The following is a 17,918-nucleotide window of genomic DNA, read 5'->3' as shown; positions in this document are numbered from 1 at the left end:
ACTCTCCATAAAAGTGTTTGTCTAGCTTCAAAAAATAAATGTTGACGTTTTGTGTTTTGTTCAGTTTTCAAAGAGCTTGTCCGCCGCTCAAAAGCGACTTCTCGATATTAACATGTTCAATTCCTTATGTCAATATCATTTTCTATTTCACTTTCCACCGCCACACTGCAGCAGCGACGTTTATTAATATAACAACTTACAGAAGGAAATGCAAGAGCCTTTTTAACTTTTTGTAAAAGAATCCTTCCCTATCTTCTCTTACTGTATAGAATCTCTTTACGCCATACATCCAAACAAAAGAGCCGCCCCATCGTCCGTATCGGACCTCAGGCCGGCTCTTTCTTCATCAGAAATTCAGGCAGCAGACTTCCCTTTACTGCGCTTGCTCGTCTTCAGCGTTCCGGAGAAGTATTTGTGTAAGATCCCCGCTCCAAAACGGGCCAGTACGTTGAACACAAGAACCATTACAATAAGCAGTGCGGCTGACTTTGTTGCAATGGCCTTTGCATCCGGTACAATTCCTTCAGAGTTCAGCTTCCAAATATGCACCGCCAGTGTTTCGCCATTGCGGAACGGGTTGAAAGGATTCATTGGAGCATCCACTGGCGCGCCGAAGTTCAATAACGGCGCAACGAGGCCAGCTGTAAAAATAAGAGCAGCAGCTTCTCCAAAAATACGGCCTGCTGACAGGATCACGCCCGTGATAATTTGCGGCAGAGCAGCCGGAATGACAACACGGACAATTGTCTGCCATCTTGTTGCCCCCATGCCGAGACTTGCCTCCTTCATGCTGCGCGGCACTTCGGCAATCGCCGTTTCACATACACGGGTCAAGCCCGGGAGGTTCAAAATCGTCAGCGCAAGCGCCCCTCCCATGATGGTATAGCCCCAGCCAGTCAGATTGACAAACACCAACAAACCAAACAGCCCGACTACAATGGACGGCAAGGATGCCATTGCCTCAATACAAAGGCGAATAAAGTTTAGAAATTTCCCGGGTTTGGCGTACTCGGCCAAGTAAATGCCCGCTCCAAGACCCAACGGGACAGAAATGAACAGCGTTAACACAAGCATATAGAAAGAGTTGAACAATTGCGGGCCAATTCCGCCTCCCGCCCTTGTGTTGCTCGGTCTGCCTGTCAAGAAGCCCGGGTCCCAAAATCCCCAGCCCTTTGAAAGAATTTCATATACAAGGAACAGAAGCAAAATGACAACTAAAGCCGAAATGGCATATAAAATACCGGTCCAAATATTGTTGACTGTACGTGCATTCATCATGAACGCTCACCTCTCTTGCCGATTGCCCGGATGATTAGAATGAACAGGAACGACATCAGCAGCAAAATCATAGCCAATGTCCATAGTGCATTATTCCATGCTGTGCCGTTCAGCGTGTTTGTCATGTCCATTGTCAAAACACCGGTCAGCGTGGAAGTTGGACTGTACAGACTTTCCGGAAGCTTCATTGTATTTCCGATTACCATCTGTACAGCAAGAGCTTCACCAAATGCACGCGCCAAACCGAGAACAACACCCGTTAAAATTCCTCTTTGTGCTGCAGGCACGATAATCCGGCTGATTGCCTGCCATCTTGTGGAGCCAAGGCCATAGGAAGCCTCCAAGTACTCAAATGGGACAGCGCGTATTGCATCAGATGCGATGCTGGCAATGGTCGGAAGAATCATGATGCTCAGCACAACAATACCGGCAATCAGACTGAAGCCGACACCCCCGTAGGATTCACGGAGCAGCGGCACAAGGATGGTGACACCAAGCAACCCGTATACAACAGAAGGAATTCCAACCAAGAGTTCAAGAACGGGCTTCAGCACCTTGTTGCCGAACTTGGGCGAAATAAGGTTCATAAATACCGCCAAGGCTACAGCAATCGGCGCGCTGATCACTACAGCTCCGATTGACACAAGCGTAGATCCTGCAATAAAAATGAACGCGCCAAACTTTGGTTTTTCCGTATTCGGACTCCAGCTTGAGGATGTCAGCATCTCAAAAAAGGAGACTCCGTTTTGGGAAAATGTCTGAATTCCCTTTCCGCAGATAAAAGCAATAATCGCCAATGTGACTGCTACAATAAGGAAGCCGCACAGAGTAACCAGCGTCCTCCCTGCATACTCGCTTTTGAAATAATTTGTCTGTTTTTTCCCCTTCATCCATGTTCACCTTACCTTGTGTAGTGTGAATAGGACTGGCTATGCAGCCAGCCCTTTTCTATCTATCTTTACTTATTCAGCTTTGTCATTGGGATGTAGCCCATTTCTTCCACTTTCTTTTCAAAGTCCTTGCCGGATACAAACTCGATGAAGCCCTTTACTGCTTCCTTTGCTTCGCCTTTTGTAATCATGTACTCGTAAGACCAGAACGGGTACTTATTCGCAGCGATGTTAGCAGCTGTCGGCTCTGCTCCATCAATCTTCAATGTCTTCAGAGATCCTTTTTTGTCGCCTGTCATATAGGACATTGCAAGGTAGCTGACTGCTCCCGGTGTAGAGTTTACTGCCTGTTCAACCGCACCATTGGAGTCCTGTGTCGTGCCGACGCTGTCGTTTGCTTTCGCTTGCAGCATAATTTTTTCAAATGTAGCGCGTGTACCGGAGGATGCCGGACGGTTGATGACATTGATTTTCTCATCTTTGCCGCCTACGTCCTTCCAGTTTGTGATTTTGCCGGAGAAGATATCTTTAATTTGCTGTGTTGTCAGGTTGTCTACTGTAACATCTTTGTTTACAACGAGAGCGAAGGCAATGCCCGCCACTTTATGGTCAACAAGCTCCTTTGCTTTTTCTGCATCCAGCTTATCTTTGGAAGGAACATCAGAGTTGCCGATTTGCACCGCGCCTGCTGCCACCTGATTAATGCCTGTGCCGCTGCCGCCGCCTTGGACCGTGATGGAGACGTTTGGATTCTCATCCATGAATTCTGCCGCTGCTTCATCTGCAAGAGGCTGCAGCGCTGTGGAGCCTGCCGCTGTGATTGTGCCGGAGAATTCCTGTTTCGCAGTATTGTCTTTTTTGCCTTCAGACGCCTTGCTGTCCGTGCTTTCATTTGTACAGCCTGCCAGTGCGCCGGAGACTACCAATGCTGCGAGTGAGAACTTCAAACCTTTTTTCATCATTTTTGTTGTACCCCCAATTTAATTTGGCTTTTTCTGCTTTGGCATGTGAAGTGCGCATGTCCTTCAGCACAATTTCATTGTAGAGCAGCAATATTAGGGGAGTATTAAGCAAGTTTTAATTTTAAGTAAACCCCGGGAAGCCCTCATTTTCCGCGCTGATGGGCTGTTTGATACGAATTGTAAATACAATGTAAACACAAACAGCTTGCCCAACAGAAAAGTTTCCCTCACGCAAATAAATTGGAACTATTTTAAAATGTGGCACATACTCTAAGAATATAAATTGACAATTGCGTACGAGACTCTCTAAAATCAGCTATAAGCAAAAGTTTCTCTACACCAACTTTTTAGAACATAGACAAAAAAATAGGGGTGGGTAAATATTATGACTGTGGAGCAAATACAGCCGCTGTCCGAGTTTCCGGCCGGCAGCCTTGTCCAGCTCGTCAAGCTTGAACTACAAGGACCTTTGAAGCGCCGGCTGTTGGATTTGGGATTTATTCCAGGAGCAGCGGTAAGAGTGCTGCAAAAAAGTCCGCTCGGCGATCCGGTTGCCTACCGGGTCAGCAACACGACAATTGCACTCCGCAAGGAAGAAAGCTCCCTTATGTATGGGAGACCGGCAGAGGATGAAGAGCATGAGTAAACATTACATTGCACTTGCCGGGAACCCGAATACGGGGAAAAGCACGCTATTTAACACGTTGACCGGTTTGCGGCAGCATACGGGGAACTGGACTGGAAAAACGGTTCTGAAAGCAGAGGGAGAATACGAGCACAATGGCCAAACCTACGTGATTGTAGACCTTCCCGGCACCTACTCCCTCCACTCCAATTCGGCAGACGAAGAGGTGGCGCGCGACTATATTCTGTTTGAAAACCCGGAAGTGACAGTCGTTGTGCTGGACGCAACCGCCATGGAACGGAACTTGAACCTGGCGCTGCAGGTAATGGAAATGACCAATAAAGTGGTTGTTTGTGTGAACCTGATGGATGAAGCCCAGAAGAAAGGAATCATTGTGGATGAGAAAAAGCTGGCTGAGGTGCTGGGTGTGCCGGTTGTGAAGATCTCAGCCCGCAATAAGACCGGATTAAACAAGCTGCTGGACACAGTGGAACAGATGGCGGCCGGAAATATCCCCACAAAGCCGTATCAGATTGTATACAGCAAGGATATAGAGGAAAAAATTGCGGCATTGGAGCCGGAGGTGCGGGAGCTGTTCGGGGATGCCTATCCGGCACGCTGGGTGGCGCTCCGTTTGCTGGATGGCGATCAAAGCTTCCTGGAGGCGCTGCAGCAGCATCACAATCAGCCGAAGACAAAGGAGGTGTTGGTCAATGGAGTTTCGTTCAGCCAATAACCCCCTTCTTGAACAGCTGATGCGGCATGCCCGCGAGCTGAATCAGGAGGAAATCCGCGATGATATCGTCGGCAGCATCTATCGTTCTTCACAGGGCATCTGCAGAAGCGTTGTCACTTATCAGGATAAGGGTAAGCTGTACCGTTCGGAAAAGCTGGACCGGATTTTCACTTCGCCGGTTTGGGGCTTCCCGATTATGCTGGCCATGCTTGGCATCATCTTCTACATTACCATCGCCGGCGCCAATGTTCCCTCGGCTATGCTTGGAGACTTTTTCAGCTGGGTGGAAGGCTATCTGGCTTCCCTCTTTCAGGAAATCGGCGCACCCGATTGGCTCTACGGAGTATTGGTGCTTGGCTTCTATCGGGGCACGGCCGCCGTTATCAGCGTCATGCTGCCGCCGATGGCCATCTTCTTCCCGGTTTTTGCGCTTCTTGAAAACTACGGATATCTGCCGCGTGTCGCTTTCAATATGGATCGGCTGTTCAAGCGTGCCGGCGCCCATGGAAAGCAGTCGCTCACCATGGCCATGGGCTTTGGCTGCAATGCCGCAGCCATTATGTCCACCCGCATTATTGAGTCCCCCCGTGAACGCATGCTGGCAATTTTGACAAACAACTTTGTTCCCTGCAACGGCAGATGGCCGACTCTGATCCTTCTTGCTTCCTTATTTATGGCATCCGGCTTCACCGGAGGCATGCAAAGCTTTGTGACCGCTGCAGTTGTTGTCGGCATGGTGGTGCTTGGCATTATCGTTACACTCGCTGTATCCTGGGTGCTCTCCAAAACAGCCTTGAAGGGAGTGCCGACTCAATACACGCTTGAGCTTCCTCCTTATCGGCGCCCCAAGATATGGAATACAATCATGCGGGCCACACTGGATAAATCCCTCTATGTATTAAAGCGTGCTGTTGTTGTTGCAGCACCGGCTGCAGTGGCCACCTGGATACTGGCCAATATTTATATCGGCGATACCAGCATTCTCGGCTATATCGTACAATTCCTTGATCCATTTGCGCAGCAGCTTGGACTTGATGGATACATCCTGGCAGCCTTCATCCTTGGCTTGCCCGCAAATGAAATTGTCATCCCCATTCTGCTGATGGGTTACCTGTCCACAGGAGCGCTTACTGAGGTTGAAAGCTTGGCTGAAATCAAGCAGATTTTCCTGCATCACGGCTGGACGTGGCTGACCGCCCTGAACATGATGCTGTTCTCGCTGCTGCACTACCCTTGCGGCACTACGCTTGTCAATATATATAAGGAAACCAAAAGTGCGAGATGGACCTTCCTCTCCTTTGCCATTCCAACCGGCTTGGCAATTCTGATCACCTTCCTGGTGGCGCAGGCTGTCAGAGGGCTGGGGCTTTTATAAATGAAAGAAGAATCGGCCCCCGCCGATTCTTTTTGCTTACGAAAATGATCCCCGCTCCAATCTTTCACGCTGCTCATGCGCGAGCCGGCTGGAGGCGGCAGCCACAGCGCCGACTACATCGTCTAAAAAGGCTTGCACTTGGCCAGAGGACTTATTATTAAGCTTCTTCAAAATCCCATAAGCTTCTCCTTCTGGCTGTCACAGCATCGCCTGTCAGCGGTCGGTCCGCAGGTCATCCGTATGCGGATTGGAGGCCAAGTTATTGTTCTTCTGAAAGTTCACCGGCGGCAAATCCATTTGATACTGCCGCTGATTCCGCTGGCCCGGCGTGCCAAGCGGACGGCGGCGTTTCTCTTCGCTGTTCATATAGAATCCCCCTTTACATGTACTACCCTTAGTATGTGTAGGGGCATTTCGTTTATCACTACATATTAATGGCATTTTGCGCCAGTGTGACATCCACCTGTAGCAATTTACCCAAATCATAGGCGGGGTACAGACCCCGCTGCGCCATGTAGGTAAAGACCTTTTCATGCCAGCGTACTGCGGCATTCAGCTGTTTTAGGAAGATCTCCCGCAGCTCCGGTGTGGCTGTCTCCGTAATGGCAATTGCATAGTTCCGGACAGCCGTTTTTGCCGCCCCCAACAAATCCCCCGCGTAAAAGCTGTCCGTAATGCTTGGCATCATATCCCCGCCCCGCGCCGGCTCCACGCTGGATAGAAATCCAAGCAGCTCCTGCAGGTTTCCTTGCAGCGCGCCTATCGAAAACTCGTACAAGGAGCGCAATTCGGGGTCTTGTATTTGCGGAAGCACCATCTTAAACTTTGCCAGACAGTGGGCTTGCGATGCGATGAGTTCACCCAGCTCCAGTGTTTCGTGCCATGCCAATGTTCTCATTTTCCTCTCCCCCTTTTCAGCTTCTATTGTATGCCTTAGAGCATGGTCATTAGCACCGAGAAACAGAACTCCGCAGGCATAGAAAAAAGGCTGCCTCCATCGGCAGCCTGTCTTATTTTGGGGCAATGGCAATGGCCTGCTGCCCCATTTGTGCCCAAGCCGCTTCAAAAGGGGCGCGGCTCAGCTTTTGCGGCTGGCTGGCCAAGGGGTCATTTACATACACATACCCCTCATCATAGCCGACAACCACAACACTGTGCTCATGGTACGTAATCTTCACTGGTCCTGCAGCCGTATCCCACGTCATGAATTCATCATCAGGCAGCGGCTGAAACTCCACATTGGTAATCACCCATACAGGTGATCCTTGCTCCACAGCACGATATACCTCTTGTATAGTACGGCCCGTTAAATCCTGCACTCTCTCTGGCACATAAGTCTTGGCCAGTTGGGCAATCGGCGTATGGTACACGCCATAGCCGGGCTCATCCAGCGTATACATACTGCCGACAAAGCCCTCGTTTGGATGGCCGCGTTTCCCGTTTGCCTGAAATGGAACCTTCTTAATCTCACCGGCCAGCTTCATTTTATCTGTCTGAACCCCGTGATATTGCAGCAGCATTGCCAGGCTTGTCACTTCACAGCCGCGCGGGAGCTCCGGCCGCTGCTGAATCAACGGCACATTTTGAATATAAGCCCGCTTTGACAAAGAGACCGGCTGAATTTCCTGTACCTTCTGTACAAGCCCATCCTTTCCCTGCTGCAATACATCGAGGATTTGACTGTTGCTGCAGCCCGCCAGCATCCAAAACATCGCTGCAAAAACGCCTGTATATGTGAATACGCTTCGTCTCATAGTTTCCTATCCTCATATTCTCTTAATTTATACATCATACTCGCGTCAGCAAATGTTTCGAACTGACATTTCTCTTCTTTATTATAATGTTTGAAGCAGGATTTGCCCATCACACAGAAAAATAAATCTTTTTATATAAATAAAACGAAAGAAAACGTTTTCTTGAAAAAATATCCTTACATTCCTTATGAACACAATTTTGATAGGAACTAGATAAACTGTCATAAGTTAAATTGTCGAAAAACTGCAGAATGTATCCCAAAATGACGATAATGTTATACAATGTACTCATGTTGCGAACGTTATACATCGTTTATAACGTTCATTTGTGTCTAATTTTCGACATTGTTTTCGCACCTCTTGCCAATCTAATATTACTACGTTTATAGTATTTTATTGGCATAGTATTAAAGAAAAGAAAGGAGCATTTCTGCCGTGCAACCAAAGAAAGCACCCTGGAAGTTACTATCACTTCTTCCGTTGTCTCTTGCGTTGTTCCTTGGCGGCTGCAGCAACATGGCTGTATTAAACCCGCAAGGACCGAACGCGAAAAGTTTGTTGGACTTGATCTCATGGTCCTTTGGTCTCATGATGATTGTTATCGTAGTTGTATTCGTCCTCTTCACTATCATTATCGTTAAGTATCGTGAAAGACCAGACAACATGGGCTACGAACCGCCTGAGCAGCACGGTAACACGTTGCTTGAAATCGTTTGGACAATTGTTCCTGTTATTATTGTTATCGCGTTGGCTATTCCAACTGTTAAAACAACTTACGCGTTGGAGAAGCCGCCTGTATCAACAAAGAACATGAAGCCGATTGAGATTTATGTAACTTCTGCGAACTGGAAATGGATTTTCAGCTATCCAGAAGAAGGAATTGAAACCGTGAACTACGTGAAAATTCCTGCCGGCACACCAATTAAATTTAAACTGACTTCCATTGGTCCAATGAACTCCTTCTGGGTACCGGAGCTTGGCGGTCAGAAGTATACAATGGACGGTATGATCATGGACTTGTACCTGCAGGCTGACAAAACAGGGGACTACCTGGGCCGCAGCGCAAACTTCTCCGGTGAAGGCTTTACAGACATGGAATTCACAGTTGAGTCTGAGACAAAAGACGACTACAAAAAGTGGGTTGAAGAAGTTAAAGGTACAGCTTCTAAGCTGACAAAGGAAAAGTATACTGAAGTTACCAAACCTGGTGTTGTGGGACGCATGACATTCTCCAGCAACCACTTGGGCTATGTAGATGCAAAGTCTCTTGAGTATTGCGATTATAACTACTGGAAAAATAAAAAGTAATTATAGAATGGAGTGAACACAGTGAAGCTTAGTGAATTTTTTGTCACAGGCGATCCGATTATTTACGGTGCTGACGCCTCCATCGTCCTTGTTACGGTAGCAATTCTCTTCTTCTTGACAAAGTACAAGAAGTGGAAATGGCTTTGGGACGAATGGCTCACAACGGTTGACCATAAGAAAATTGGTATCATGTATATTCTCTCTGCAGTTCTGATGATGTTCCGCGGCGGTATGGACGGTCTGATGATCCGTGCGCAGCTGACTTTCCCGGACCATCCATATTTGAATGCAGAGCACTACAACGGCATTTTCACAACGCACGGTACAGTTATGATCCTGTTCATGGCGATGCCGTTCGTTATGGGTCTGATGAACGTGGCAGTTCCGCTCCAAATTGGTGCGCGTGACGTTGCATTCCCTTACTTGAATGCCCTCAGCTTCTGGCTGTTCTTCGTCGGTGCGATGCTGTTCAACATTGCATTCGTAATCGGCGGCTCTCCAGATGCTGGTTGGACCATGTACTTCCCGCTGGCAGGCACTGAATTCAGCCCTGGCATCGGTAACAACTATTATGCAATTGCATTGCAGATTTCTGGTATCGGTACCCTGATGACGGGTATTAACTTCCTTGTAACAATCCTGAAGATGCGTACACCTGGCATGAAGCTGATGCAGATGCCGATGTTCACATGGTCTATTCTGATTACTTGTGTCATCATCCTGTTCGCATTCCCTGTATTGACAGTGGCACTTGCACTGATGTCCTTTGACCGCCTGTTCGGCGCCCACTTCTTCACAATGGCAAGCGGCGGTATGCCGATGCTGTGGGCGAACTTGTTCTGGGTATGGGGCCACCCTGAAGTATATATCGTAATTCTGCCGGCGTTCGGTATCTTCTCCGAGGTTGTGAGCACGTTCTCACGCAAGCGCCTGTTTGGTTACAATGCGATGGTTTACTCTATGATTGCGATTGCGGTTCTCAGCGGTCTTGTGTGGCTGCACCACTTCTTCACAATGGGTGCTTCACCAGCTGTTAACTCATTCTTCTCCATCTCTACGATGGCAATTTCCATCCCGACAGGGGTTAAAATCTTTAACTGGCTGTTCACCATGTACAAAGGCCGCATCCGCTTTACAGTTCCGATGCTTTGGTCTCTGGCATTTATTCCGAACTTCGTAATCGGCGGTGTGACAGGGGTTATGCTGGCGATGGCTGCTGCTGACTATCAGTACCACAACAGCTACTTCCTGATTGCGCACTTCCACTACGTATTGATTGCAGGTACAGTATTCGCAATGTTCGCCGGTCTCCATTATTGGTATCCAAAAATGATGGGGTATATTCTGAACGAACGTCTTGGCAAGTGGACTTTCTGGTGGTACATGATCGGCTTTAACATCTGCTTCTTCCCGCAGTACTTCCTTGGTCTGATGGGTATGACACGCCGTATGTACACTTACTCTTCCAGCCTGGGCTGGACAGGCTTGAACCAGCTGTCTTCCGTCGGCGCAGTGATGATGGGTGTCGGCTTTGTAATCTTGTGCTACAACGTAGTTTACAGCCACCTGCATGCTGAGCGCGACATGACTGGCGATCCATGGGATGGCCGTACGCTGGAGTGGGCAACACAATCCCCAGTTCAGCATTACAACTTTGCGGCACTGCCTGAGATTAAGACTGCTGATGCTTGGTGGTACATGAAGAAAAATGGCGAGTCCCACATTGATCACAAGAACCTGAAGCCAATTCATATGCCAAGCAACACAGGTCTTGCAGTAGTGATTTCTGTATTCTTCTTTATCGCTGGATTCGGTCTGGTATTTAAATGGATTCCAGTAGCCATTATCGGCGGCATCGGTATTGTAATTGGCTTGTTTGTCCGTTCCTTTGACTATGACAACGGATATTACATTTCCGTTGATGAAATTAAAAAGACTGAAGACGTAGCATGAGAGGTGAAGCATAATGGCAGCAATCAGTGAAGCATATAAAAATGCGCCGCTGGAGTATCAGGATGGCCAAGGCCGCCTGAACATCCTCGGGTTCTGGATCTTCCTCGGAGCGGAAATTGTGCTGTTTGCGACACTTTTCGCATCCTATCTGGTGTTGGCCGGCCGTACGTCAGGCGGACCGACACAGACTGATTTGTTTGAAATTGGCCCCGTTATGGCCGAAACATTGGTTCTTTTAACAAGTAGCTTCACTTGCGGCATCGCAGTGTACTACATGCGCAAGCAGAATGTGAAAGGAATGCTGGTTTGGTTTATCCTGACGCTTCTGTTGGGTGCAACGTTCCTTGGTCTGGAAATTGACGAGTTCATCACTTACGTGCATGAAGGCGCCAAAATTCAGACAAGCGGCTTCCTGTCCGGATTCTTCACGCTTTTGGGAACACACGGTTTGCACGTAACACTTGGTTTGTTCTGGGCAACAGGTGTTATCATTCAGATCCGTAAACACGGCTTAACGCCAATTACAGCAAGAAAGATGTTCATCATCAGCTTGTACTGGCATTTCCTTGACGTAGTTTGGATCTTTATCTACACATTAGTTTACTTGCATGGGATGGTGGCGTAATTATGGCACAACACAACGCGCAAGCAACACACCATAAAGGATTTCCTTGGTCCCACGTATTCGGTTTCATCATGTCGCTTGTTCTGACATTTGCGGCACTGTATATCGCTCTGTATACAACGATTCCATTCGGCACAATCATGACAGTCATTGTTATTATGGCAGTCATCCAAGCTGTTCTGCAGCTGGTAATGTTCATGCACTTGTCCGAGGGTGAGGGTGTCATTCAGAAGGTTGCGATTCTCTACAGCTTCTTTATCGCTGCGGTAACTGTAATCGGTACGGTGTGGATTTTCTTCACAATGTAATTACAAGGAAAGGACAGCCCCGCGGCTGTCCTTTTTTTATACTCTTTCTCCCTGCAGTTCCCTCAGATATGCTTCCTTTTCATCCCGATAGAACAGGTTATATGTATCAAACGGGATGATACGGCCGTCCGGGTGCACAATATGCACACAGGATTTCTTCACGGAGCGCACATCCAAGTCATAATGATCCATGAACTTCATGATTAAGACACGGAACACATTCTGATAGCCGATGCCATTTGGCAGCACAACCCGCGGCAGACAGCACAGCAGGTCCTTTAAGGATGAAAAGCCGCTCTCCGGCGAATGATTCAGGCTGAACAGCTTGAATACCTTGTCGCGCAGATGTTCATCGCTTTCAAATACGATCGTGTTGCGGTCCCCTTCAAGCAGGATCGCAGGATCAATCATGCCTGTCAGCGGTGTAATCGTATCCCCCAGCTTCAGGGCATAGCCCATGGCCAGACTATCCGGGTGGCATGGAACTGGAATGATGTCCTCTGCCTGAAAGAAATCTGACTGGTCTATAATCATCTGCCGCACCTCACTCAACGTCAGGCGGTCCGTTGCCGGGTCATAATCTTCTGTCCGCCCTGCCTGCTGGATAGGCTGGAAGGTAACCCCGCGAATACAGCGCTGCTTGGAAGCATACGCAAGGATTTTGCCGATTTCCCGGTCATTTAGACCCTTTTTCAAGGTCACCACCAGTGTAGTGGAAACATTAAACTCATTGAGATGGGCAATGGCCCTTTCCCGTACCTCCCGCAAATCCCGGCCTCTCAGCTCGAGCAGCGCTTCCTTTTCAAAGCTGTCAAACTGCAAATACAGCTCAAAGCCCGGCATATATTGGGACAGCCGCTTGGCAAAGGAGCGGTCTTGCGCAATGCGGATGCCATTTGTATTTACCATCAAATGCTTAATCGGGCGCTGCTTGGCCATATCAAGAATGGTGAAGAACTCCGGATGAAGGGTCGGCTCTCCCCCGCTGATTTGTACCACATCAGGTGTTTTTTCATTTTTCACGACGGCATCCAGCATAAACTCCACCTGCTCCAGGCTGCGCCATGCTGTCCGCTCCGGAGAAGACTCGGCATAGCAAATCGGGCAGCGCAGGTTGCAGACATCTGTAATTTCAATAATGCTGAGACAGCTGTGCTGCTCGTGGTCCGGGCAAAGGCCGCAGTCATACGGACAGCCGTACCGGATTGGTGTATTCCAGCGGTGCGGCATCTCGCTCGGCTTCACAAAGTCACGGCATTTCTTATAGTACTCCACATCCGTGGACACCAGCACCTTCTCCGGGCCATGCTGGAGGCAGCGCTTCAGCATATATACCTTGTTATCCTCAATGATAATCTTTGCCTCCGCCTTGCGCAGGCACGTGGAGCATACGCTGCTTGTTAAATCATGATATATATATGGTCTGTTCGGCATTCCGCTTCTCCCCTTTTCGCTTCCGCATTATTAATGCCACATAATATAGGATACCTGCAGCACAGGCCCACTGTATGGCGCTTGAACCGCCGTACAGCTTATCCGTCGGCTTCAGCCATTCTATCCCCCAGCGGAACAGCAGATACAGCAGCATGAACAGCTGAAATAAGAAGCCCTCCCATGGCTTTTTGCTTGTAAGCAGCAGCATTCCTCCCGCCAACAGCAGCAGAAAAGCAATTTCGTACAGCTGTGTCGGATGCCGGGGCACGCCGTCTCCAAAATCAATGCCTGTCCACCAGCTTGTTTTGCTTCCGACTGTTTCATCGGACAGCCCGGTCAAGAAGCAGCCGACCCGTCCAAGCACAATGCCCAGAATAAGCGGAAGGACCATATCATCACCAGTCGATTCACGATGGCCGACAAGCTTTTTTACGCCCTCCACCCCCATAAGGCCGCCAAGCAGGCCTCCGACAATCGTTTTTCCCTGTACAAGCGCCAGTGCCCCCGCCTGCTGCCAATCTCCCTGCACCTGATGGAGATGCTCAAGCGCTGCCAATCCAACAGCGCCTATGAATGCGCCAGCCAGTGCGCCAAGAAAAATAAAGAGTGCATGCGATTCCTGAATGCGGTTCTTCCGACGTATTTTTAAGTACAAGCGGAATCCCAAAAACATACCCAGAGATTCCATCACCGGATGCGGATGAATGCGCCATCCCAGCACTTCTATGTAAAATGGAAAACTCATATAGTCCCTTCCCCGCAAAATAGTATGGTGTGCCCTTATATTCTGTTATACACTATACTAAAAGTTTCCACAATTTTATATTTTAAGAATAATAAGGAGGTTATGCAATGGAGCGAAAGCCGTTCCGGGAATGGGGAATTGGATTGGGAGCTTTTCTCGCCGGCAGTGTTCTTGCCTTTCTTCTGGCCACGATTTATCCCTACCTTGGCTATCTTCCTGGTCTGGGCGTCTTTGTTTGGGGAATTTACATGGCTGCAAAAAGGCGGCCCTATATTCTGATTGGCATTGTCAGCGCCCCCTTCATCCTTGGCTTCATTTCCCTCATTATTTGTGGCAGCTTCCTGCTGATCAATTCATGAAAAAAACATCACCCGGCTTGGGTGATGTTTTTTTACAGAAACAGATGACATCCAAATAAGACTGCAAACACGTAGAGCAGCAAGGGAACATCCTTCGCCCGGCCGCGCGCGATTTTTAAAATCGGATACAGCAGGAAGCCAAGAGCGATGCCATTGGCAATGCTGGAGGTAAGCGGAATGCTCAGCACTGTCAGAAATGCAGGCAGAGCCTCATCAAATTCGCTCCACTGAATCTCGCGGACAGACTGCGCCATCAAGCTGCCGACAATGATAAGAGCAGGAGCCGTCACGGCAGCCACACTTGATAAGGAAGCAATGAACGGGCTGAAGAACGCTGTAATAATGGTTAGACCGACGGCAACAAGGCCGGTAAGCCCCGTGCGTCCGCCCGCTGCTATGCCGGCGGACGATTCAATCGTAGCCGCCGTCGGGCTTGTGCCAAGCATTGCCCCGGCTGTCCCGCCTAAAGCATCCGCGATAAAGGCTTTTCCAAACCGCCCCTCCTGATGATTCAGACCGGCCTGTTTCACCAAGCCGAGCAAAGCACCGGTTGTATCAAATAACAACACAAGCAGGAATGAGAACATCACCCCGTATAAGCCATAATGAATGACATCCTGCACAGACTGAATGGGATTCCAAATCAACAGCCCCTGCGGAAGATGCGGCATCTGCACAATATGCTTTGGAAGCTCCATCTGCCCTGTCAGGAGCGCGATCACTGCTGTTAAAAACATGCTGATAAACAGCGCCCCTCTTACACGCAGCACCATAAGCACCGCAGCAATGATCAGACCGGCCAATGTTAACAGGACGGAGGGAGAATGGAAATCGCCGATTGTCACGAGATTTACCTCATGCTTGGCAATAATGCCGGATAGGCGCAGGCCAATAAATGCAATAAATAAACCAATCCCTGCTGTAATAGCATGCTTCAGGCTGTCAGGAATCGCCTCAATCAGCCTGGTCCGGAATGAAGTAAGCGAAAGCGCCAAGAAAATAAGGCCTGTCAGAAACAAGGCAGAAAAAGCCACTGCGTAGGTGATGCCCTTGTCAGGCTGAACGACGGCATAAGCAAAATAGGCATTCATGCCCATAGCCGGCGCGATGACAATCGGATAATTTGCCAGAAGTGCCATTGCCACTGTCCCAACAATGGTAGCAAGAATCGTCGCCATAAAGGCTTGGTCAAATGCTACACCGCTGTCTGAAAGAATTTTCGGGTTTAAAACGAGAATATAGGCGAATGTGACATACGTCGTAATGCCAGCCAGAAGCTCCTGTCTCCAGGAGGTCTGATATTTTTGCAATTGAAACATAAGACCGACCCTTTCTATATTTAAAAAATAATTACTTAATACTAATGAAGTCATACTTTCAGGTCAAGACCTCTTAAAATTGTTCCTTTATTAAAATGAATCCCAATATTCGCCCTAAACAGATAGCTTTTCATTCGTGCCTTCCTATTTATAGTTCCCATTTTTCCGCATACAAAAAGCAGCCGATTGGCTGCTTTGATTTGAGAAGCTATGACTCTATAACACTTTAATTTTCACAACACGCCGGCCCCAGGCATTGGCTGCTGCCTTGGATGGCTTCAGCACGTCAATAATATATCCCTTAATGGCGCCGCCCGTATCAGCTGCAATGGCGGTTCCGTAGCCTTCCACCCATACCTTGGAGCCAAGGGGAATAATGGAAGGGTCCACTGCAATCAGCAGCGCATTCGGGTTCTCTTTAATATTATAGCCGCCCCAGCGGGTAATGTACCCATTCGCGAAGGTTTCCTCCCAGCTGTAGGCAGTTGCTTCCACATACATTTCCCGTCCGCTGGCCGGAGCCGGACCTGCTTGTCCGCTGCCGCCCTTTGCCGCTTCTGCTTTTGCCGCAGCTTCAGCTTTGGCTGCAGCTTCAGCCGCCGCCTGCTCGGCAAGCCGCTTCTTCTCTTCCGCCTGCAGCTGCTGAATGGATGCCAACAGCTGTGCATTTTCCTGTTCTTTTGCTGCAGCTGTCTGTTGGGCAGCTGTCAGCTTTGTCTGCAAATCCTGCAGCATGGCTTGCCGCTTCTGCTGGTTTTGCTGCTGCTCTCCCTGCAGGGCAGCCAGCTTTTTCATTTCGGCTTGCTGTGCCTGCTCCTGCTTCGCCACTTCTTCCTTCTCCTGCTCAATACGAGCCAAATCACGCTGCTGTGATTCCATAATATCTTTATCAGCTGTCAAGATAACAGCTACAGCATTAATCCGGTCCAGCAAATTCGCCAGGCTGTCAGAGCCCGCCAATGCTTCAATGATCAGGCTTGTGCTCTGCTTGCTTTGCTCTGCCAGCAAACGCTGCTTCATTAGGTCCTTCCGCGTATGTACCTGATTTTCCAAACGCACAATCTGCAGCTTTTTCTGTTCAATCAGCTGCTGGACTTCTGCAATGCGGCGCTTTGTTTGCTCGACCTGACTGTTCGTCTCCGCCATTTCCTTATCTAATGCTTCCAGTTCCTGCTGCACACGCTGTATCTCCTGCTGCAGCTGCTGTGCCTGCTGCTTTGCGTCATTCGCGGCAGCTTGGTTTTGCTTCTGCTTCTCCTGCAGGCTTTCAATTTGCGCTGTTTCTGCGTAAGCCATGCTTGACATCAGAAAGCTGCCTGTTAGTGCCAGTGTAAGGATACGTTGAATAGATCGCATATTTCGACCCCTTTCTTAGTACTAGTTATACCATAGATTTGAAATGTTTTATTTTACAATCTCTTTAAATTAAATCGCAACTTTTGAATATGAATGCGTGACATTATATTGGCGGCAGCAAGTGTGCTCATTCCGTGTTATTCCTGCGCCGGATAAAAGCCCGTTTTCGGCCCTGGATGGGAGACATGGATTCCCTGCCGCAGACCTGTAAGAGGAAAGAAAAAAACTGAAGGAGAGAAATCCGATCGGTTTTTTCCTTTTCACAAATCCGTACATTCCCCTGTGCCGGCCAATTTGCTAGAATAGAGGAGTATACAGGTAAAGGAGGACATTCCATGTATCGAACAGCAATTGCACTGCTTCTCGGCTTTCTGCTTGTGCTGGCAGGATGCGGGGCAAAGGAAGAAACGAAAACAACGGGAGCTGCTTCCCCTCAGCACGAAGCGCATGAACAAACAGGAGATCTTGCAGAAACAACAAAGGACATCCACACCTTGCCAAGCTTCCTTTCTTCTTATCCAAAAGAGGTGCAGCAGGTATACATGGTTGCCGGACAAAATCATGAGCTGCTGAACTGGATTCCTTGCTATTGCGGGTGTGGGGAGAGTGTTGGACACCGCAGCAATAAAAATTGCTTTATCCGCGAAGTAAAAGCAAACGGAGAGGTAGTATGGGATTCTCATGCAACCACCTGTGTGAACTGCATGGAGATTGCCTTGGAGTCTGCTTCCATGAAGCAGGATGGCAAGTCCGCTTTGGAAATCCGTAAGTACATTGACAATAAATACAAGGAAGGCTTTGCAAAGCCAACACCGACACCAATGCCTGCAAATTAAGGCACAAGCCCGTTTTCCAAGCGGACTGGCTCTTTCTTACCCAGACTACATACTC

19 protein-coding genes and 1 pseudogene are annotated in these 17,918 nt (G+C 48.7%); 9 read left to right on the top strand and 11 right to left on the bottom strand.

What is annotated here, in order from left to right; genetic code table 11:
• Positions 1-354 precede the first annotated feature (354 nt).
• The 3 genes from pstA to NK662_RS13795 form a co-directional block, all read right to left on the bottom strand.
• The gene (gene pstA / locus NK662_RS13805) at positions 355-1,275 is read right to left on the bottom strand and encodes a phosphate ABC transporter permease PstA (protein ID WP_254759528.1); all 921 of its coding nucleotides are present in this window, start codon (positions 1,273-1,275) and stop codon (positions 355-357) included.
• Positions 1,275-2,168 (bottom strand): phosphate ABC transporter permease subunit PstC, encoded by an 894-nt coding sequence (gene pstC / locus NK662_RS13800; RefSeq protein WP_254759520.1) that lies wholly within the window; start codon positions 2,166-2,168, stop codon positions 1,275-1,277. The genes pstA and pstC overlap by 1 nt, the downstream gene beginning before the upstream one ends.
• Positions 2,169-2,236: 68 nt before the next feature.
• Positions 2,237-3,130, bottom strand: coding sequence for a phosphate ABC transporter substrate-binding protein PstS family protein (locus tag NK662_RS13795; RefSeq protein WP_254759519.1), 894 nt, complete (start codon positions 3,128-3,130; stop codon positions 2,237-2,239).
• 385 nt (positions 3,131-3,515) lie between these two features.
• On the opposite strand from NK662_RS13795, the gene NK662_RS13790 reads away from it, so the two are divergent.
• Genes NK662_RS13790 through NK662_RS13780 form a run of 3 tightly spaced genes read left to right on the top strand, consistent with a single transcriptional unit; the run spans position 3,516 to position 5,866 of the window.
• Complete coding sequence (locus tag NK662_RS13790) at positions 3,516-3,776, top strand: FeoA family protein (protein WP_254759518.1); 261 nt, start codon at positions 3,516-3,518, stop codon at positions 3,774-3,776.
• Positions 3,769-4,491: a FeoB small GTPase domain-containing protein gene (locus NK662_RS13785; RefSeq protein ID WP_254759517.1), complete on the top strand. Its 723-nt coding sequence runs from the start codon at positions 3,769-3,771 to the stop codon at positions 4,489-4,491. The genes NK662_RS13790 and NK662_RS13785 overlap by 8 nt, the downstream gene beginning before the upstream one ends.
• A complete protein-coding gene (locus NK662_RS13780) occupies positions 4,469-5,866 on the top strand; it encodes a nucleoside recognition domain-containing protein (protein ID WP_254759516.1) in 1,398 nt (465 codons plus the stop codon). Before NK662_RS13785 ends, NK662_RS13780 begins: the two co-directional genes overlap by 23 nt.
• A gap of 36 nt (positions 5,867-5,902) precedes the next feature.
• Here the strand turns inward: NK662_RS13780 and NK662_RS13775 are convergent.
• From NK662_RS13775 to NK662_RS13760, 4 genes and pseudogenes are all read right to left on the bottom strand, one after another.
• A pseudogene (locus tag NK662_RS13775) lies at positions 5,903-6,043 on the bottom strand (phosphatidylglycerophosphatase A); the annotation flags it as partial.
• Positions 6,044-6,079: 36 nt separating this feature from the next.
• Positions 6,080-6,232: a hypothetical protein gene (locus NK662_RS13770; protein WP_254759515.1), complete on the bottom strand. Its 153-nt coding sequence runs from the start codon at positions 6,230-6,232 to the stop codon at positions 6,080-6,082.
• Positions 6,233-6,290: 58 nt separating this feature from the next.
• Complete coding sequence (locus NK662_RS13765) at positions 6,291-6,764, bottom strand: spore coat protein (RefSeq protein WP_254759514.1); 474 nt, start codon at positions 6,762-6,764, stop codon at positions 6,291-6,293.
• Between the two features lie 112 nt (positions 6,765-6,876).
• On the bottom strand, positions 6,877-7,578 hold the full coding sequence (locus NK662_RS13760) for a C39 family peptidase (RefSeq protein ID WP_254759527.1): 702 nt from the start codon (positions 7,576-7,578) through the stop codon (positions 6,877-6,879).
• A gap of 477 nt (positions 7,579-8,055) precedes the next feature.
• On the opposite strand from NK662_RS13760, the gene qoxA reads away from it, so the two are divergent.
• From qoxA to qoxD, 4 genes are read left to right on the top strand one after another with little or no spacing between them, the layout of a single operon-like run.
• Positions 8,056-8,928, top strand: a complete 873-nt coding sequence (gene qoxA, locus NK662_RS13755; protein WP_254759513.1) for a cytochrome aa3 quinol oxidase subunit II — start codon at positions 8,056-8,058, stop codon at positions 8,926-8,928.
• Between the two features lie 21 nt (positions 8,929-8,949).
• A complete protein-coding gene (qoxB, locus tag NK662_RS13750; RefSeq protein ID WP_254759512.1) occupies positions 8,950-10,881 on the top strand; it encodes a cytochrome aa3 quinol oxidase subunit I in 1,932 nt (643 codons plus the stop codon).
• Between the two features lie 13 nt (positions 10,882-10,894).
• Positions 10,895-11,506: a cytochrome aa3 quinol oxidase subunit III gene (qoxC, locus tag NK662_RS13745; protein ID WP_254759511.1), complete on the top strand. Its 612-nt coding sequence runs from the start codon at positions 10,895-10,897 to the stop codon at positions 11,504-11,506.
• Between the two features lie 2 nt (positions 11,507-11,508).
• Positions 11,509-11,814, top strand: coding sequence for a cytochrome aa3 quinol oxidase subunit IV (gene qoxD / locus NK662_RS13740; protein ID WP_254759510.1), 306 nt, complete (start codon positions 11,509-11,511; stop codon positions 11,812-11,814).
• Positions 11,815-11,850: 36 nt separating this feature from the next.
• Here qoxD and NK662_RS13735 read toward each other — a convergent pair whose 3' ends face one another.
• Both NK662_RS13735 and NK662_RS13730 read right to left on the bottom strand, forming a co-directional pair.
• Entirely contained in the window at positions 11,851-13,248 is a 1,398-nt protein-coding gene (locus tag NK662_RS13735; protein ID WP_254759509.1) for a radical SAM protein, read from the bottom strand.
• On the bottom strand, positions 13,220-13,993 hold the full coding sequence (locus tag NK662_RS13730; protein ID WP_254759508.1) for a prolipoprotein diacylglyceryl transferase: 774 nt from the start codon (positions 13,991-13,993) through the stop codon (positions 13,220-13,222). The genes NK662_RS13735 and NK662_RS13730 overlap by 29 nt, the downstream gene beginning before the upstream one ends.
• 107 nt (positions 13,994-14,100) lie before the next feature.
• Here NK662_RS13730 and NK662_RS13725 point away from each other — a divergent pair, with 107 nt between their 5' ends.
• Positions 14,101-14,352 carry a hypothetical protein gene (locus NK662_RS13725; protein ID WP_254759507.1) on the top strand — a complete coding sequence of 84 codons (252 nt, stop codon included), beginning with the start codon at positions 14,101-14,103 and terminating at the stop codon, positions 14,350-14,352.
• A 32-nt stretch (positions 14,353-14,384) separates the two neighbouring features.
• Here NK662_RS13725 and NK662_RS13720 read toward each other — a convergent pair whose 3' ends face one another.
• Positions 14,385-15,671 (bottom strand): NCS2 family permease, encoded by a 1,287-nt coding sequence (locus tag NK662_RS13720; RefSeq protein WP_254759506.1) that lies wholly within the window; start codon positions 15,669-15,671, stop codon positions 14,385-14,387.
• Positions 15,672-15,887: 216 nt separating this feature from the next.
• Positions 15,888-17,027 carry a 3D domain-containing protein gene (locus NK662_RS13715; RefSeq protein ID WP_254759505.1) on the bottom strand — a complete coding sequence of 380 codons (1,140 nt, stop codon included), beginning with the start codon at positions 17,025-17,027 and terminating at the stop codon, positions 15,888-15,890.
• Positions 17,028-17,362: 335 nt separating this feature from the next.
• On the opposite strand from NK662_RS13715, the gene NK662_RS13710 reads away from it, so the two are divergent.
• Complete coding sequence (locus NK662_RS13710; RefSeq protein WP_254759504.1) at positions 17,363-17,863, top strand: PCYCGC motif-containing (lipo)protein; 501 nt, start codon at positions 17,363-17,365, stop codon at positions 17,861-17,863.
• Positions 17,864-17,918 lie beyond the last annotated feature (55 nt).

The organism is Ectobacillus ponti, from assembly GCF_024294785.1.
In the GTDB taxonomy this organism is placed as follows: domain Bacteria; phylum Bacillota; class Bacilli; order Bacillales; family Bacillaceae_G; genus Ectobacillus; species Ectobacillus ponti.
The sequence above is the reverse complement of the archived record's forward strand: the minus strand, read 5'-3'. Positions and strand labels throughout refer to the sequence as shown.

Coding starts and splice junctions, on each gene's coding strand:
- pstA (WP_254759528.1), bottom strand. CDS start 1,275: ATGAATGCACGTACAGTCAACAATATTTGGACCGGTATTTTATATGCC.
- pstC (WP_254759520.1), bottom strand. CDS start 2,168: ATGAAGGGGAAAAAACAGACAAATTATTTCAAAAGCGAGTATGCAGGG.
- NK662_RS13795 (WP_254759519.1), bottom strand. CDS start 3,130: ATGATGAAAAAAGGTTTGAAGTTCTCACTCGCAGCATTGGTAGTCTCC.
- NK662_RS13790 (WP_254759518.1), top strand. CDS start 3,516: ATGACTGTGGAGCAAATACAGCCGCTGTCCGAGTTTCCGGCCGGCAGC.
- NK662_RS13785 (WP_254759517.1), top strand. CDS start 3,769: ATGAGTAAACATTACATTGCACTTGCCGGGAACCCGAATACGGGGAAA.
- NK662_RS13780 (WP_254759516.1), top strand. CDS start 4,469: ATGGAGTTTCGTTCAGCCAATAACCCCCTTCTTGAACAGCTGATGCGG.
- NK662_RS13770 (WP_254759515.1), bottom strand. CDS start 6,232: ATGAACAGCGAAGAGAAACGCCGCCGTCCGCTTGGCACGCCGGGCCAG.
- NK662_RS13765 (WP_254759514.1), bottom strand. CDS start 6,764: ATGAGAACATTGGCATGGCACGAAACACTGGAGCTGGGTGAACTCATC.
- NK662_RS13760 (WP_254759527.1), bottom strand. CDS start 7,578: ATGTTTTGGATGCTGGCGGGCTGCAGCAACAGTCAAATCCTCGATGTA.
- qoxC (WP_254759511.1), top strand. CDS start 10,895: ATGGCAGCAATCAGTGAAGCATATAAAAATGCGCCGCTGGAGTATCAG.
- qoxD (WP_254759510.1), top strand. CDS start 11,509: ATGGCACAACACAACGCGCAAGCAACACACCATAAAGGATTTCCTTGG.
- NK662_RS13735 (WP_254759509.1), bottom strand. CDS start 13,248: ATGCCGAACAGACCATATATATATCATGATTTAACAAGCAGCGTATGC.
- NK662_RS13730 (WP_254759508.1), bottom strand. CDS start 13,993: ATGAGTTTTCCATTTTACATAGAAGTGCTGGGATGGCGCATTCATCCG.
- NK662_RS13725 (WP_254759507.1), top strand. CDS start 14,101: ATGGAGCGAAAGCCGTTCCGGGAATGGGGAATTGGATTGGGAGCTTTT.
- NK662_RS13720 (WP_254759506.1), bottom strand. CDS start 15,671: ATGTTTCAATTGCAAAAATATCAGACCTCCTGGAGACAGGAGCTTCTG.
- NK662_RS13715 (WP_254759505.1), bottom strand. CDS start 17,027: ATGCGATCTATTCAACGTATCCTTACACTGGCACTAACAGGCAGCTTT.
- NK662_RS13710 (WP_254759504.1), top strand. CDS start 17,363: ATGTATCGAACAGCAATTGCACTGCTTCTCGGCTTTCTGCTTGTGCTG.